Source organism: Pedobacter terrestris (genome assembly GCF_052343045.1).
In the GTDB taxonomy this organism is placed as follows: Bacteria; Bacteroidota; Bacteroidia; order Sphingobacteriales; family Sphingobacteriaceae; genus Pedobacter.
Genome location: NZ_CP180264.1, coordinates 4,326,765 through 4,342,340, shown reverse-complemented (window position 1 = coordinate 4,342,340; position 15,576 = coordinate 4,326,765). Strand labels below are relative to the sequence as shown.

Sequence of the window (15,576 nt, the reverse complement as noted above, 5' to 3'; positions counted from 1 at the left end):
AAATGAAAAATTCACCTAAAGTATAAACAATAGGTGAATTTTGTAATGAATTTTTTATGAACACGCTAATTGATCTTTGTATAATAAATGTTCAATTTTATCTTGTTCGTTATATTTCCATTAGAACCAATTACAGATCTTCCGGCAGAAGCTGCCGTTGGCGTTTTTTGATACGTGCTGTAAGATGTTGGCGCAATGAAAGTACCATAATCTACAACAGTTTTATTAATCAGTTGCTGAACGTAGCTTGTTACTAGAAAGATATATCTGTTTTTTAGCGAATCAAAATATCCGCCAAAAGTTGCCGGACTTGACGATGCATAATTCGTGTAATCGATAATATCTGCCGGTTGCTCGGCAATATCCCAACGGTAAAGATTTAATCTTCTGGCAGGCAGAAAAGGATAGCCATACGTTCCATCAGAAAGATCAACTACCAGTTCGGCTTTATTTATAATAGCCTTACCATATGTAGTGGTGAAATTAGCCAGATTTGGAAATGAGATTTTAGTTTTCAATCCTACCAATCCTTGTGTATATGTTACATTATACTGTGTAGAGGGATTGTCAAGTTGCGTTTGCACGGCTGTTCCCGAATAATCATGTGTAATCTTTGCGGCAATTGCACCAGAGCTTGTGTTGATTGGGAAATCTACAAATGTTGTATCAATACCACTTGAAGTATTGGTTTTTTTGTAGGTAAGTCTTAAGTAAGAGTTTGTGCTTGCAAAATCTATAAATGCGATGCCTCCGGTACCCGTAGAAGTTGTTTTGTTCACTTCAGCATAAAGACCCTTAAAGTAGTCTACAAATTTTGCTGTTGTGGATAAATCCGTAGCAGAACGTGTTAAAATGGTATTCTGGATAAAAGTTTTATCTAATGGAATACGGATTTGTGCAGTCGCGTTTCTAACCGTATCTGCTGCACCTGCTACAACATCAGTTACTTTTATTGGCGTGTTCGGGAAAATTCTGCTGTTAAAGCTACCCAGCAACTGGCTGTTGTGCGGTTGTGTATCTGAACTTTTAACGTTTGTAATTGTATTGGTTAACTGATACACATTGATATTATAGCGTGAACTTGTTGTATCACCATAAAAATCAGTACTCAGGTTCATAACAAGCACTGCAGAGTCTAAAGTAGGTGAAGTTCCAAAATCGTGACTTACCACAGGCCATACAGTCATGGCTAAACTGGATTCTGTTGTACCCATAATCGGGTCTTTGATATAACCAAGTGGGTAACGTTCCAATCCTGCGGTAGAAATGTCTGCCTCACGTACTGTTTGTGAGGTAACCGGTTCATTATCAACCAAAGTGCCTTGTATTTCTGTCGCCGGATCAACATCTAAACCTACTCCGTCGGGTGTATTGCATGATGCAAAAAGAAAAAGACCTATCAACAGGGTTAATAAGTCTAGTTTTGTAAATTTCATATATGATATAATAAAACCTGATTACGCTACTGAAACCAACTCATCATTTGAAATCTCCTCATAAAACGTGTAGAAGTTTTCAAAATTTTCGGTTAAGTTAAAGGCTAATGTTGGCTTATTGGAATCTTTAACAAATTTTAACACATCTTCGTGGATGTTTTCATCTGCTAAAACTACTGCGTCTGAGTGTGTTACGGCGCCTACATGCATGCTGTTATTGTCTGCTGGTTCAAAGGCTTTTGTGTCGGCCTCTGTCATATTAGACATTACTGCTTTCTTGTATAAATTGGCATTTAATTTTTCTTCAAAACAGTTTTCGTAAATTGAATACACTACTTTAGAATTTTTGAAAGTAGGGTCATTTTTGTACGTTGTTTTAATATATGCCGGAACCAAAGCACTCATCCATCCATGGCAATGTACGATATCAGGAGACCAACCCAGTTTTTTTACTGTTTCTAAGGCACCTTTGCAAAAGAATATTGTACGTTCGTCATTGTCGTCAAAGAATTTTCCACTGGCATCTCTGAATACTTGTTTGCGCTGGAAATATTCTTCATTATCCAGGAAATAAACTTGCATACGTGCAGCTGGAATGGAGGCAACCTTAATAATAAGCGGGTTGTCATTGTCATCAATAATAATGTTCATCCCCGATAAGCGGATTACCTCGTGTAAACGATTTCTTCGTTCATTGATGTTGCCAAACTTGGGCATTAAGATGCGGATTTCGAATCCTTTATCTTGCATTGCCTGTGGTAATTGACGTGTGATTTCAGAAATTTTAGTAAGCTCGAGGAAAGGCGACATCTCGTGTGTAACTATCAGCAGCTTCGTTTTTGCCATCTCCATATTTTAAGAAAATATTAAGTTAAATAAAAGATAATGAGCTGCAAAGATAAGAATAATAATACTATTTATCAATATAGCAAGCATTTGTTTGGTTTCAAATGGATTAATTTACACCTTTACGGCTTTATTTTAAATTGCTTGAATTGGAAATATTTAAGACTAAAGTGGAACTGAAAAATTATCTGGAGCCGCTTAAACAAAACAACCAAAAAGTAGCACTTGTACCTACCATGGGTGCCTTGCATAATGGGCATATCTCCCTCATCAAAATTGCCCAGCAAAACGCCGATGTCATTATCTGTAGTATCTTTGTAAACCCTACGCAATTCACTGATCCTAAAGATCTGGAGAAATATCCGAGGCCAATTGAGCATGATTTATTAATGCTTTCTGAAGCGGGCTGTTCCGCCGTATTTATGCCTGATGTACATGAAATGTATCCCGATGGTAAAGAGGAAAACTGGCATATAAATTTAGGTCATGCAGAATTTGTTCTTGAAGGCGCTTTTCGTAAAGGGCATTACCAGGGCGTTACACAAATTGTAAAAAAATTGTTCGATGCTGCTGAGCCGGATATTGCTATGTTTGGGCAAAAAGATTTTCAGCAGATTCTGATGATCAAAAATATGCTTACGCATTTTAACCTTCCGATAGAAATTTTTACCTGTCCGATTATACGCGAAGAAGATGGTTTGGCTATGAGCAGTCGGAACATTCATCTTTCACAAGCTGACCGAAAACATGCGCTGGTGCTTAGTGCTTCACTACAATTTGTAAAGGATCATTTTAACGAATATTCATTGGAAGAATTGATTGAAAAAGCATCTTCTTTATACAAGGATATTGAAGATGTGGAGTTGGATTATTTCACCATTGCCAATGGCAATACTTTAGAGCCCGCTCAAAGCAAAAACGAACCAAATTTGATTGCATTGGTTGCTGCAAAAGTTGGGTCGACGAGGTTAATAGATAATATGTTGTTGTCATAATAACGAAAAGCACAAATAAATACACGCTCTGGAAAGAAAAATTCGCCGATTTACAAATGTTATAATGGATTGTTATACTTTGAATATTATCTCTCGTGTAATTATCAATAATCAGAATTAAATTTCACAATAAATTAAATACAGAATGTGATAAAATGCAAAGTTTAATTTATGTAAAATCGGCAGTTTAAGCGAAGTAGATCATAAGGCTTCGCTTTAATCATAAAATGATCGTTAAATGTAATTTCATCGCTGAATTAATGATGTTTTTACAATTGAAGGTGCGTGAAATTACAATAAAAAAATTAGATTTGCTGTCGCAAAAAAACAAATACCCTAAAATGAGTGCAGTAGAAATAAATAAAGATACCTGGCTAAAGTGGTTTGAATCGATGTTGCTTATGCGCAAATTCGAAGAAAAAACTGGTCAGTTATACGGACAACAAAAAATTCGTGGCTTTTGCCATTTATACATTGGACAAGAAGCTGTAGTTGCAGGTGCAATATCTGCAATGCAAAAAGGTGATTCAATGATTACAACTTACCGTGATCACGCTCATGCATTGGCTTTAGGCGTTAGCGCCGACAGCATTATGGCAGAGATGTATGGTAAAGCTACTGGTTGCTCAAAAGGTAAAGGTGGTTCTATGCACATGTTCAGTAAAGAACATAACTTTTATGGTGGTCATGCCATTGTAGGTGGCCAGATTCCATTAGGTGCTGGTGTTGCTTTTGCTGAAAAATATAAAGGAACAGATAATGTTAATATTTGTTATATGGGCGATGGCGCTGTACGCCAGGGTGCATTAAACGAAACATTTAACATGGCCATGCTTTGGAAATTACCTGTAATTTTTGTTTGCGAAAACAACGGTTATGCAATGGGTACCTCCGTACAACGTACCACCAACATGACCGATATTTATAAAATTGGTTTAGGTTTCGATATGCCTTGCGCCCCTGTTGATGGAATGGATCCGGTTGCTGTACACAACGCAATGGATGAAGCCATTCAACGTGCACGTGCAGGTGAAGGACCAACTTTCCTTGAAATGAGAACGTATCGTTACCGTGGACATTCAATGTCTGACCCGGCTAAATACCGTACCAAAGAAGAATTAGAAGAGTATAAAGCAAAAGATCCGGTAGAATTGGCAAGAGAAACCATTCTTGAGCAAAAATATGCAGATCAAGCTTGGATTGAAGAAGTAGAAGCGAAAGTAAAGGCAACTGTAGACCAAGCGGTAAAATTTGCTGAAGAATCTCCTTGGCCAGATGCATCTGAGTTGTATAAAGATGTATACATGACTGAGAACTATCCATACGTAATGGATTAATTTATTTAAGATTTCAATTAATTAGATATAATGGCTGATGTAATTAGAATGCCCAAAATGAGCGACACCATGACCGAAGGGGTTTTGGCAAAGTGGCACAAAAAAGTGGGTGATAAAGTTAAAAGCGGAGATGTTTTGGCCGAGGTTGAAACAGACAAAGCTACAATGGACATGGAATCTTATTGGGATGGTACTCTTTTATACGTAGGTGTTGAAGAAGGACAAGCTGTTCCGGTTGATGCAATCATGGCCGTTATTGGTAAAGAAGGCGAAGATTATAAAGCAGCTTTAGAAGCAGAATCAGGAAATCAGGAGTCGGCAAGTCCGAAGTCTGATGATGAAGCACCTAAAGCTGATAATAAAAAAGAAGAAGCTGCACCTGCACAAGGTGGTGCTTTAAGTGAAGAAGAATTATCTGCCAAGGGAATCACGGTAATCCGTATGCCTTTGTTAAGCGATACCATGACTGAAGGCGTAATTGCTGAATGGCATAAAAAGGTTGGTGATAAAGTTAAAGATGATGATGTTCTTGCTGATGTGGAAACCGATAAGGCAACCATGGAAGTTATGGGATATGCTACAGGTACTTTATTGCACATTGGTGTAGAAAAAGGTGCAGCAGCTAAAGTAAATGGAATTATCGCCATTGTTGGTCCTGAAGGAACAGATGTTAGCGGTATTTTAGCCGGAGGAACTGAAAGTAGTCCAAAGGCTAAAGACCAAAGCGAAGCACCAAAAGAAGAAAAACAGGCAACTTCTGCTGATTCGGGTTCATCTGCTCCTGCAGCGGAAAGCACTTCATCTGATAGTCGCGTTAAAGCTTCTCCTTTAGCTAAGAAAATTGCTAAAGATAAAGGAATTGATCTTTCTCAGGTTTCTGGTAGTGCAGAAGGTGGCCGTATCATTAAAAAAGATATTGAAAACTTTAAGCCATCGGCGCAAGCGGAAAATGGAAAAGCAAAAACAGAAAGCGCTCCTGCTGCTGAAAAAGCTGCTCCGGTAATTCCTACTTACGTTGGCGAAGAAAAGTATACAGAGAAACCAGTTTCTCAAATGCGCAAAGTGATTGCGAAACGTTTAGGCGAAAGCTTATTCACAGCACCTCACTTCTATTTAACGATCAGTATCGATATGGACAATGCAATGTCTGCGCGTACAGCAATCAACGCTGTTGCTCCGGTAAAAGTATCATTCAACGATATTGTAATTAAAGCGGTTGCAGTTGCATTAAAACAACACCCAGCAGTTAACTCTTCTTGGGGTGGCGATAAAATCAGATTTAACGAGCATACAAACATTGGCGTTGCAATGGCCGTTGAAGATGGATTATTGGTTCCTGTAGTTCGTTTTGCTGATGGTAAGTCTTTATCTCACATTTCTGCAGAGGTTAAAGAATACGGACAAAAAGCGAAATCGAAAAAACTACAACCGTCAGATTGGGAAGGCTCAACATTTACAGTATCTAATTTAGGTATGTTTGGTATTGATGAGTTTACATCAATCATCAACTCTCCTGATGGCGCAATTTTATCTGTAGGTGCAATCCAACAGGTCCCTGTAGTTAAAAACGGCGCTGTAGTACCAGGAAATGTAATGAAGTTGACTCTAGGTTGCGATCACCGTGTGGTTGATGGTGCTACCGGAGCTGCTTTCTTACAAACTTTGAAAGGTTTATTAGAAGAGCCGATCAGATTATTAGCGTAATCTTTGTTTTCCTGAACTTAACGTAAAGGATAATTGACAATATGTAAAGCCATTCCTGAAAAGGAATGGCTTTTTCTGTTTGAAATTTTTTTTGATACAGTTTCTCATGCTAATTTGCACCTGAGTTTAGTTGTCAAAAACAAGGATCCCTTAATCGGTATAACACAAAAAAATGTCCATAAATGGTTTGCGGTCATAAGTCTAACCATATAAGACATCTAAGAATAATGTAGCTTATATTCTTAGATTTCTTGAATGGCAAACCGCCGCCATAAAAATCTAAACCCTTTCCTTTATACTTTGTTAATTATTGAAAATAACTTAATCATGGACAAAGAAAAACTGGTGCAAGAAGCCTACCTGGTTGCACATAAGATTGAAGAAAACGGGAACTTTCCCAATAATCCAAATCTTCCGCTGATGATTTACAAAGGTGCATTCTTACTTCATCCTGATGAAACCACCGAAAGCATAAAAAGAGTTTTTGCACAGAATGGATATACCAATGCCTGGGTAGATGGGATTTTTGATTACCACCACTACCACAGCAATACTCATGAAGTTTTAGGCGTCTTTTGCGGCCGTGCAGATGTTCAATTTGGCGGCGAACACGGTGTATGTGTAGAATTGGATAAAGGGGATGTTGTGGTAATCCCGGCAGGCGTTGCGCATAAGAAACTGAGTTCTAGTGCAGACTTTACGGTTGTTGGTGCATATCCGAATGGGTTGTCATATAATATTCTATACGGAAAAGAAGGAGACCGACCGCAGGCGGACGAAGATATTTCGAAAGTTCGTGTTCCGGATAATGATCCGGTTTACGGAAGTAAGGGGCATCTTTTTGAATGTTGGTATTCCCAAAATTGCGAAAATGTGTAAAACTCTTTTGCCGCTAAACATTCAAAATTCTTTATTTTTCGGGTTTTAAATCAACTATTCCCGATATAAATGAAATTTCGATATATATGTTCAGCTTTAGCGCTCTCCGCTACACTGATTGCCGCTTGTTCTGAAAAAAAAACTGAAGAGCAAAAAACTGCAGACGCCAAAATTCGGGTAAAGGAAGATGACAGAGCCGATAGTTTATTGATTGCTTACGATCCCAAAAAGGGAGATAAATGGATTGCTGATTTTGTAGATAATCTACATAAAAAATATGGTTTTAATGGCAATATGTTGGTGGCAAAACAGGGTAAAATTTTGTATGAAAAAGCCATCGGCTGGGCAGATTATTTACATCGCGATAGCCTAAATATCAATTCCGAGTTTGAGCTCGCTTCTATTACTAAAACGTTTACAGGAGTTGCGGTCATGCAACTTGTAGAGGCCGGGAAACTTTCATTAAACGATAATGTTAAAAAATTCTTTCCAAATTTCCCTTATGATGGAATAACCGTGAAGCTGTTGCTGAGTCACCGAAGCGGAATGATGAATTATGTTTACTTCATAGACGATATTTGGCGTAAAGAAAAACGCAACATGAAAAAAGGTGTAACCAACCAGGAAGTAATGGATATTATCGCCGAGAAGAAACCAAATCCGTACACAAAACCAGACAATCGTTTCCACTACAACAATTCTAACTTTATGGTTTTGGGGGCAATTATTGAAAAGGTAAGCGGACAGCGTTATTCTCAATACATGATGGAACATGTTTTTAAACCTGCAGGTTTAAAACATACACATGTATATTCAACTACAGAATATGAAAAAGTACCGGTTGATGTTGTAGGGCACGATCGCACGTGGAGATATTCTGTAGCGCAAAATTTTTTGGATGGGCCAGTTGGCGACAAGGGAATTTACAGTACAGTGCATGATTTGGTTCTGTATGATAAATATTTGAAAAATGGAAGATTGCTCTCTAAAAAAAGCCTTGATTCGGCTTACGTTGGTAGAAATAAACCTGTAAATGGCCACTTCAATTATGGCTATGGATGGAGAATGTTTGATGGAGAAAAAATGGATAAAGTTGTTTACCACACTGGATGGTGGCATGGTTTTAGACATATTTATGTACGCGATCTCGATAAGGATATCATCGTCATTTTTCTCGGAAACCTGACCAACGGAAGTTTAATGCATCTGGATGATCTATATAAACATCTCAATATGCCAATCATACGGAAAGGAGCTTATCATGGAAATGGAAGTTTGCCGGGAAGCGACGAAGATTAGCCTTATTCTGCTCGGCTAACATTTAATCCCCCTTTGAAATATGCCCAGAACCTCTTGGAATGTAGAACCCGGTAAAATTACCATTTACCCAAAACGTGCTTTGCGCATCACCGCGCTTATTTTTTTTGTGCTATTTGCCGCAATTTCTGTAGTGATTTATACAGGCTCTTTAGCCGCAGGCTCATCAACTGCATTTTTGTTTTATGGTTTAACTGTTCTGGTTCCTTTTATACTTTACTGTATCGGTGAAAGCAGCATTACATTTAATGCCTCAACCAGAACCGTTAGCAGAAATATCTTTTTTCTGCCCTTAGGATCGCTTCCATTTGATGAGATTGCAACTATTGAGCGGTATCAGGTAATAGGCAGCGGGTTTAACTATATGTTGTTTAAACGAAGCAATCGCCATGGAAAAGGATGGATTGTTTCTGGCGGATATTCTAAAGATACCAACAAAAATCTGTTGGAATTTGAGAACGAAGTATTACCAAAAATTGATGAACTTGTTTTTGCAAATGCACCGCTTAAACAAAAACAAATCATTTACGATTTTGAATTTTTTACAAGTGTGGGAGATGTTTATGCTGTAAAAGGAAACAAAATTGGGTCTTTGATATTGGGCATCATTTTGGTTGGCGTTACCATAGCCATTCTGACTTCGTCAACATTCATGGAGTACGACCCGGCATTTAAACGTATTCTGGTGACGTATTTTCCTTTGGTACTTGGGCTAATATTTATCAATGCATATTTTTCCAGTATTGTATTTGACAAAAACCGTAGAGAGATTATCCATTCTACTTTAGCCGGGCGCATAAAACGAACATATTCTTTTGATGATTTGATTCATTTTCAAGTGCTGCGTAAATCAACAAATTTTGTGTATACCGGAACTGAGGTAAACGCTCAGATTGATTTAAGGAAAAAAAATAGAATCCATCCGCTTCCGCTCAGAAGTTTCAGAAGTACAAAAAAAATAGAACGTTTTTTGGATGAAGCCAACACCATTTTGGGGCGTATTTGATTTTGAATTATGTCCGTTGTTAAATACATCGCGTATGTAATTTGCAGCTTGCTGTCTATTGTAACTGAAAACTACAGAGCTTGATAGACATTCATTTTGATACGTGATGCTTGTGTACCTTTTTAAGAAATCAATCGGTCACAAGTTGGGGTCAGAATTTGCAAATTTTTTACCCTTTTGCTTACACCAGGTTAACCCTTGCATTACCCTTTGTTTACCTATTGTTTACCTCGGAGGTAAACAATAGGTAATAAACAGGTAAAGAATAGGTAATAAACAGGTAAGCAAAAGCTATACTTTCCGTAATCTTGAGAGCATCTTACCCCGAATTAGTGGTCATTTTTATCAACGCCACATATCCGTGGAAATAAACTTCATTGGAGACTATTTTAATTTGCCATTCAACAAAAGACATCTCTTGTTTGCAAGACAATTTGTAAATTTTATAAGTTGAACGAAGCATTTTAAGACCAATAATACTGGGGTCGCGGTGGTTTGGGCATCATTTGACCACTCTATTTAATCCATATCCTTTTCTGAAAAAATGAGTAAAATCCAAACAAAAGATCCTAATTTCGTTTTATAATATAAAATAGAAATTATGTTTGATAAATTATTTGCAGCGCAACAGAAAGCTGAGGAAATCAAAAAAAGATTGGATACCGTTTCTGTATTTGGAGAGGTAGAGAATGGAGCAATAAAGATCACGGCAACTGCCAATAAAGCAATTACCGGTGTTTCTATCGATGAAGAATTTTTCAAAAATGCCGATAGAGAAGAACTGGAAGAGCTGCTTCAGGTTGCAATTAATAAAGCGTTGGCAAATGCCGAGCAAGTGAGTGCAGCAGAGATGCAATCGTCAGCCCAAGATATGCTTGGTGGTTTAGGCGGCATGTTCGGGCAATAGAAAAAACTGAAAAATTAACAGCATTAATCTTGCGTTACAAATACTCAGAAAGTTAAATCTTGATACTTATACAGAATTATGAAATTTACATATTATGGCCAGTCGTGTTTTTTGATTGAAGCAGAAGGCAAAAAATTCCTTTTTGATCCATTTATAAAACCTAATCCGCTGGCAAAAGATATCGATACCTCGAAAATCGAAGCCGATTATATTTTGGTTAGCCATGGTCATGGCGATCACGTTGCAGATTTAGTAGAATTGGCTAAACAAACTAATGCAGAAGTTATTGCAATGGTAGAAGTTGCCGGCTGGATTCGCAAACAAGGTATAGAAAAGGTAACCGACATTAATTTTGGTGTTCAGGATCTTTCTTTCGGTAAAATGCGCACCGTTTGGGCAGTGCATACCAGTTCCAATCCTGATGGAAGTTATGGTGGTAATCCTGCGGGTTTCGTATTGGAGCTAGAAGGCAAACAGATTTATTTTGCCGGAGATACAGCACTGACATTAGAAATGAAATTACTGGCAGATTTACACAGTATAGATTATGCAATTCTTCCTTTAGGTGGCCATTATACAATGGGTGTAGACGATGCTGTTATCGCGGCGAAATATATCAATACTACGCAGGTAATTGGCGTTCATTACAATACTTTCCCTCCAATAAGTATAGATACAGAAGATGCTGTAGAGAAATTTAAACGCGAAAACATCACTTTATTGCTGCCTGATGTTGGCGAAACAATAAGCTTATAACAAAAAAAGGGGCTGTTCCTTTCGGTACAACCCCTTCAATATAAACCTAAACCTAATTCTTTTTTGTTGCTGTAGTTGTTTTTGCAGCATCTTTGTTCGCTTTATAACGCATATCAGCAGTTCCGTCTTTCTTTGTTGGTCCGGCCACTTTAGCTACTGTTTTTGCTTTATTTTCTTTAAAACGCATATCTGGCGTTCCGTCTGCTTTTACTTTCGAAGCTGTTGTGGTAGTTTTAGTCTCCACTTTTTTCGCTTCTTGTTTCACTCCGGCTTTTACAGGTGCTGTAGTGGTTTTTACTTCTTTTTTCACTACTTTTTTTGCAGGTGCCGTAGTAGCTGGTGTTTGAGCAAAGGCTGTTGACAAGCCAAATGCTGCGATTGCGATTAAACTCAATAATTTTTTCATGTCTGTAATTTTAAATGCTCCGTTAATTTGTTGATATAAAATTCATTATTTGATATGAAGATATGATGAAGATAAAAAACTATCCGCTTCGTTCTTAGTAAAATTTCGGTCTATCTTCTGATTGGGGTTAAAATGTACCTTAAAAAGTAAATATTGTGCGCTTTAAAGCTTCCTGAAAATATCGTTCTGGTATGCATTGTGTGTATCTGGTGATAAGGATGCATAAGTTGCATTCGAGCAATAAAACACAAATTACAATGAGCAGTTTAAAAGATAAAGTCATTATTATTACCGGCGCGGGTATGGGCCTAGGATATGCAACAGCAGTTGAGGCCGCAAAAAACGGCGCCAAATTAGCACTTATAGATTATAACGAAGAGTTTCTAGGAAAAGCAAAAGCACAAATTCTGAGCAATCATCCTGATACAGAAATATTAACAATTACAGCTGATGTTTCTGACGAAGATGCGGTGAAAAATTACGTGCAGAAAACCAAAGAGACCTTCGGTCGGATTGATGGTTTTTACAACAACGCAGGTATAGAAGGCCGGCAAGCACCAATTGTATCTTATGATCTGGATGTGTTCAAAAAGGTATTAGACATTAACTTGCTTGGTGCGTATTACGGCATGCGCTACATTATTCCAGTTATGCAAGAGCAAGGCTACGGAAGAATTGTAAATGTTGCCTCTGTTGGTGGTATTCGCGGTGTCATGAATCAAATGCCTTACGTGGCCAGTAAACATGCAGTTTCTGGTATGACTAAGAATGCTGCCCTTGAATATGGCAGATATGGAATTTTGACCAATGCAATTGCGCCAGGTGCAATCTTAACACCGATGGTTGCTGAAGCATTTAAACAGGTAAATCCGGCAGATCCCCAAAAAGCAGAAGATGAATATGCACAGGCAAACCCAACGAAACGATTAGGTAAACCAGAGGAGGTGGGCAAACTGGTTGTATTTCTTTTGAGTGAAGATTGTGCCTATGTAAATGGACAAACCATCGCGATAGATGGCGGGCAATCCAACGCTTACGGAACCGTATAAATATTCCCTATTTTAGATTACAGCAAAGCCATCTGATTTTCGAATCAGGTGGCTATTTTTTTAGGGTGAAAGTTTTAATTCTTCACTATAATATCAAGAATTTTCCTATTTTCGCCTCCCATTGGAGAGTTGTCCGAGTGGTCGAAGGAGCACGCCTGGAAAGTGTGTATACTCCAAAAGGGTATCGAGGGTTCGAATCCCTCACTCTCCGCATTTAAAGTATTAAATTCATAAACCCGTCAAATGTTTTCGTTTGGTGGGTTTTGTTTTTTCATTCCAATATCGGTTTTGAAATCGTGATTTTGAGCAGAAAAAAAGTTTTTCTGTTCAAAAAGTTAAAAAACACGCTCGATTTATTTTAAATCTTCATCGATTAAAATCTGTTTTAATCGATGCGACGTTTGATTGATAAACTCAGGGTTTCTGTATACTTTCTCGAGTGCTGGATTAATGAACGCTTGTTGATCATGTGTCGCAGACCAAAACATCATTTCCAAAAGAATCGGTAATAAGTCAATTCCTTTATGGCTTAGTTTATAAATAAATTTTAACTTGTTTCGAGGATTTGATTGTTTGACAATAATCCCGGCCTGTTCAAGCACTGACAATCGCGAAGCCAGTATATTTGTAGCAATACCTTCTTCTGACTTTAGAAAGTCTCCAAAATAGCGTTTGCTGTTAAACATCAGGTCTCTAACAATCAGCAAACTCCACTTGTCGCCCAAAACTTCTAAAGCCGAATTAATTGCACAATGTGATTTTATCTTCTTCTCAACCATAATACAAATGTAAAAACTATAATCGCATCTATAAAAATACTTGCAAAGTGAAAGTATTTTTATTGCTTTGTGTTGTTCAATTTCTTTTCTTTTCGAAAAAGGATTTGTAGTTTTAGAATGAACGCTGAAAATCAGTTGTCGAGGTTAAATTGTAGAGTAGGTTTCTTTACATCCGCGATCTGATTTTAGAAAACAATAGTTACTTATTGTATCTCACATTCCCACTTTGGCGTTTCGTTTGCGAAACAATTTATGTTAATCAGAAGCTATTTGATGGATGATCTCTTTAACATTAAATAAGGATAATATTAGTTAAGTAATAAATAAAACGAAAATGAGTACAAACATTTTTAAATTATCAAACGGTTTAGAAATACCGTCGATAGGATATGGAACCTATCTTGTTGAAAAAGAAATCACAGCTAAAGTTGTAGAACAAGCCATTTCTGCTGGTTACAGACATATTGATACAGCGGCTATTTACGGCAATGAGCGCGCTGTTGGAGAAGGTATAAGAAATTCTGGTATTGGAAGAGAAAATATCTTTGTTACAAGTAAATTGTGGAATAGCGAAAGAGGTTTTGATAAGACCTTAGCCGCATTTGAGGCGACATTAAATGAGTTACAAATGGATTACCTGGATTTGTACCTTATTCACTGGCCAGCAAATACCAAGCAGTTCGATAATTGGGCAGAAATAAATGCAGATACCTGGAAAGCTTTGGAAAAACTATACAAAGATGGTAAAGTGAAGAGCATTGGTGTCAGCAATTTTGATAAGAAACATTTAGAACAATTGGTTCAAACGGCAGAAATTTTACCCATGGTTAACCAGATTGAAGTAAATGCCGGACATCAGAATACTGAAAATGTAGCCTATTCAAAAGAACTGGGGATAGTAGTAGAAGCGTGGGCAGCCTTGGGACAGTCTCGTATACTAAATAATGAAACTGTACAGGAAGTTGCCGAAAAATATGGTAAAACTGCCGCCCAAATATTGGTAAAATGGCTTTTGCAACATGAAATTCTTCCTCTGGTAAAATCCGTTAAGGAAAGTAGAATCAAGGAGAATTTTGATATTTACGATTTTGAGCTTTCACCAGCAGATCTTGAACTTATCGGTAGTATTCCTGCTCAGGGATTCACAGGTTTACACCCTGATGAAGTTGATTTTTAGCCTGTCGGTATAATATTGAAGTTTCTTTTCATATCTAATATAGAAAATAATCGCGCGCTTTTGCTCGCAATTTAAAATACCTATATAGGTATCTGCAAAATAGACGTCTGTATCATAAGCCCCAATTTGTTCCCGAAACGATCTTGGTTATTTTTTGTAAAAACTCGAAAGAATAAGAAGTTTAGCCTTAAAATTATGGTTTATGATACAGGCCTATTAATCAATTATATGCTTGTATATCCGCCATCGGCGATGATATAACTGCCTGTTGTAAATGAAGATTTATCGGAGCTTAGAAACGAAACTAAATCGGCAATTTCTTCTGGAGTACCTAATCTGTTCATCGGGCTTTTCGCTGCAATGGCTTTTTGCATTTCGTCACTTAAGTTTGCACTTAATAAAGGCGTTTCGATATATCCTGGCCCAACTGCATTACATCTAATATTTTTTTGTGCATATTCTGCTGCAATATTTTTAGTTAGTCCTACAACAGCATGTTTAGAGGCGGTGTAAGCCGGACTATTTGGTGCTGCAACCTGTCCGTGGATAGAAGCAATATTTACAATTGATCCACCACCATTTTTTTCCATTTGTTCCAGCTGATAACGGCAGGCATAAAAGACGCCATTCAGGTTGAGTGCAATTACGCGGTCCCACTCTTCTGGTTCATATTCACCTGTTGGTTTAGGTGGGCCGCCCATTCCGGCATTGTTGCACGCAACGTCCAATCGGCCATATTTTGCTACAATTTCAGTTACTACACGCTTATTTTCTTCTGCTTTTGATGAATCTGCAACCAGAGAAAACGCCTCGCCACCATTATCAATAATCATTTTCACAGTTTCCTGAGCATGTGCTTCATTGATGTCGCTAACGGCAACTTTAGCACCTTCTTTAGCGTAAGTAATTGCTATTGAACGGCCAATACCTGATCCTGCACCAGATACAAAAGCCACTTTATCTTTTAAAATTGACATAATTT

General features: G+C 37.7%; 15 protein-coding genes and 1 tRNA gene. 11 read left to right on the top strand and 5 right to left on the bottom strand.

Going from position 1 to position 15,576, the window contains the following annotated elements; translation table 11 throughout:
* Positions 1-65: 65 nt before the first annotated feature.
* Together ACJVDH_RS18585 and ACJVDH_RS18580 are read right to left on the bottom strand one after the other, a co-directional pair.
* Complete coding sequence (locus ACJVDH_RS18585) at positions 66-1,436, bottom strand: DUF4270 domain-containing protein (RefSeq protein ID WP_443944899.1); 1,371 nt, start codon at positions 1,434-1,436, stop codon at positions 66-68.
* A 21-nt stretch (positions 1,437-1,457) separates the two neighbouring features.
* On the bottom strand, positions 1,458-2,282 hold the full coding sequence (locus tag ACJVDH_RS18580) for a glycogen/starch synthase (RefSeq protein ID WP_443944898.1): 825 nt from the start codon (positions 2,280-2,282) through the stop codon (positions 1,458-1,460).
* 149 nt (positions 2,283-2,431) lie between these two features.
* Between ACJVDH_RS18580 and panC the strand changes: the two genes are divergently transcribed.
* The 8 genes from panC to ACJVDH_RS18540 all read left to right on the top strand — a co-directional run bounded on the left by panC (position 2,432) and on the right by ACJVDH_RS18540 (position 11,183).
* Positions 2,432-3,277, top strand: a complete 846-nt coding sequence (gene panC, locus ACJVDH_RS18575; RefSeq protein WP_443944897.1) for a pantoate--beta-alanine ligase — start codon at positions 2,432-2,434, stop codon at positions 3,275-3,277.
* Positions 3,278-3,618: 341 nt separating this feature from the next.
* Positions 3,619-4,614, top strand: coding sequence for a pyruvate dehydrogenase (acetyl-transferring) E1 component subunit alpha (gene pdhA / locus ACJVDH_RS18570; RefSeq protein WP_443944896.1), 996 nt, complete (start codon positions 3,619-3,621; stop codon positions 4,612-4,614).
* Between the two features lie 30 nt (positions 4,615-4,644).
* Positions 4,645-6,318: a 2-oxo acid dehydrogenase subunit E2 gene (locus tag ACJVDH_RS18565; RefSeq protein WP_443944895.1), complete on the top strand. Its 1,674-nt coding sequence runs from the start codon at positions 4,645-4,647 to the stop codon at positions 6,316-6,318.
* A 327-nt stretch (positions 6,319-6,645) separates the two neighbouring features.
* Positions 6,646-7,197 (top strand): cupin domain-containing protein, encoded by a 552-nt coding sequence (locus ACJVDH_RS18560; protein ID WP_443944894.1) that lies wholly within the window; start codon positions 6,646-6,648, stop codon positions 7,195-7,197.
* Between the two features lie 69 nt (positions 7,198-7,266).
* The gene (locus ACJVDH_RS18555) at positions 7,267-8,496 is read left to right on the top strand and encodes a serine hydrolase domain-containing protein (RefSeq protein WP_443944893.1); all 1,230 of its coding nucleotides are present in this window, start codon (positions 7,267-7,269) and stop codon (positions 8,494-8,496) included.
* 40 nt (positions 8,497-8,536) lie between these two features.
* Positions 8,537-9,520, top strand: a complete 984-nt coding sequence (locus ACJVDH_RS18550; RefSeq protein ID WP_443944892.1) for a hypothetical protein — start codon at positions 8,537-8,539, stop codon at positions 9,518-9,520.
* Between the two features lie 601 nt (positions 9,521-10,121).
* Complete coding sequence (locus tag ACJVDH_RS18545) at positions 10,122-10,427, top strand: YbaB/EbfC family nucleoid-associated protein (protein ID WP_443944891.1); 306 nt, start codon at positions 10,122-10,124, stop codon at positions 10,425-10,427.
* A 78-nt stretch (positions 10,428-10,505) separates the two neighbouring features.
* Positions 10,506-11,183, top strand: a complete 678-nt coding sequence (locus ACJVDH_RS18540) for a metal-dependent hydrolase (protein ID WP_443944890.1) — start codon at positions 10,506-10,508, stop codon at positions 11,181-11,183.
* 52 nt (positions 11,184-11,235) lie between these two features.
* Here the strand turns inward: ACJVDH_RS18540 and ACJVDH_RS18535 are convergent, their stop codons facing one another.
* Positions 11,236-11,589, bottom strand: coding sequence for a hypothetical protein (locus ACJVDH_RS18535; protein WP_443944889.1), 354 nt, complete (start codon positions 11,587-11,589; stop codon positions 11,236-11,238).
* Positions 11,590-11,846: 257 nt separating this feature from the next.
* Between ACJVDH_RS18535 and ACJVDH_RS18530 the strand changes: the two genes are divergently transcribed.
* Positions 11,847-12,638 carry a glucose 1-dehydrogenase gene (locus ACJVDH_RS18530; RefSeq protein ID WP_443944888.1) on the top strand — a complete coding sequence of 264 codons (792 nt, stop codon included), beginning with the start codon at positions 11,847-11,849 and terminating at the stop codon, positions 12,636-12,638.
* 123 nt (positions 12,639-12,761) lie between these two features.
* Positions 12,762-12,849: transfer RNA gene (locus tag ACJVDH_RS18525), tRNA-Ser, on the top strand.
* 142 nt (positions 12,850-12,991) lie between these two features.
* On the opposite strand, the gene ACJVDH_RS18520 is transcribed toward ACJVDH_RS18525, so the two are convergent.
* Complete coding sequence (locus ACJVDH_RS18520; RefSeq protein WP_443944887.1) at positions 12,992-13,417, bottom strand: winged helix-turn-helix transcriptional regulator; 426 nt, start codon at positions 13,415-13,417, stop codon at positions 12,992-12,994.
* 334 nt (positions 13,418-13,751) lie between these two features.
* Here ACJVDH_RS18520 and ACJVDH_RS18515 point away from each other — a divergent pair, with 334 nt between their 5' ends.
* Complete coding sequence (locus ACJVDH_RS18515; RefSeq protein WP_443944886.1) at positions 13,752-14,594, top strand: aldo/keto reductase; 843 nt, start codon at positions 13,752-13,754, stop codon at positions 14,592-14,594.
* Positions 14,595-14,818: 224 nt separating this feature from the next.
* Here ACJVDH_RS18515 and ACJVDH_RS18510 read toward each other — a convergent pair whose 3' ends face one another.
* Positions 14,819-15,571 (bottom strand): SDR family NAD(P)-dependent oxidoreductase, encoded by a 753-nt coding sequence (locus ACJVDH_RS18510; RefSeq protein ID WP_443944885.1) that lies wholly within the window; start codon positions 15,569-15,571, stop codon positions 14,819-14,821.
* Positions 15,572-15,576 lie beyond the last annotated feature (5 nt).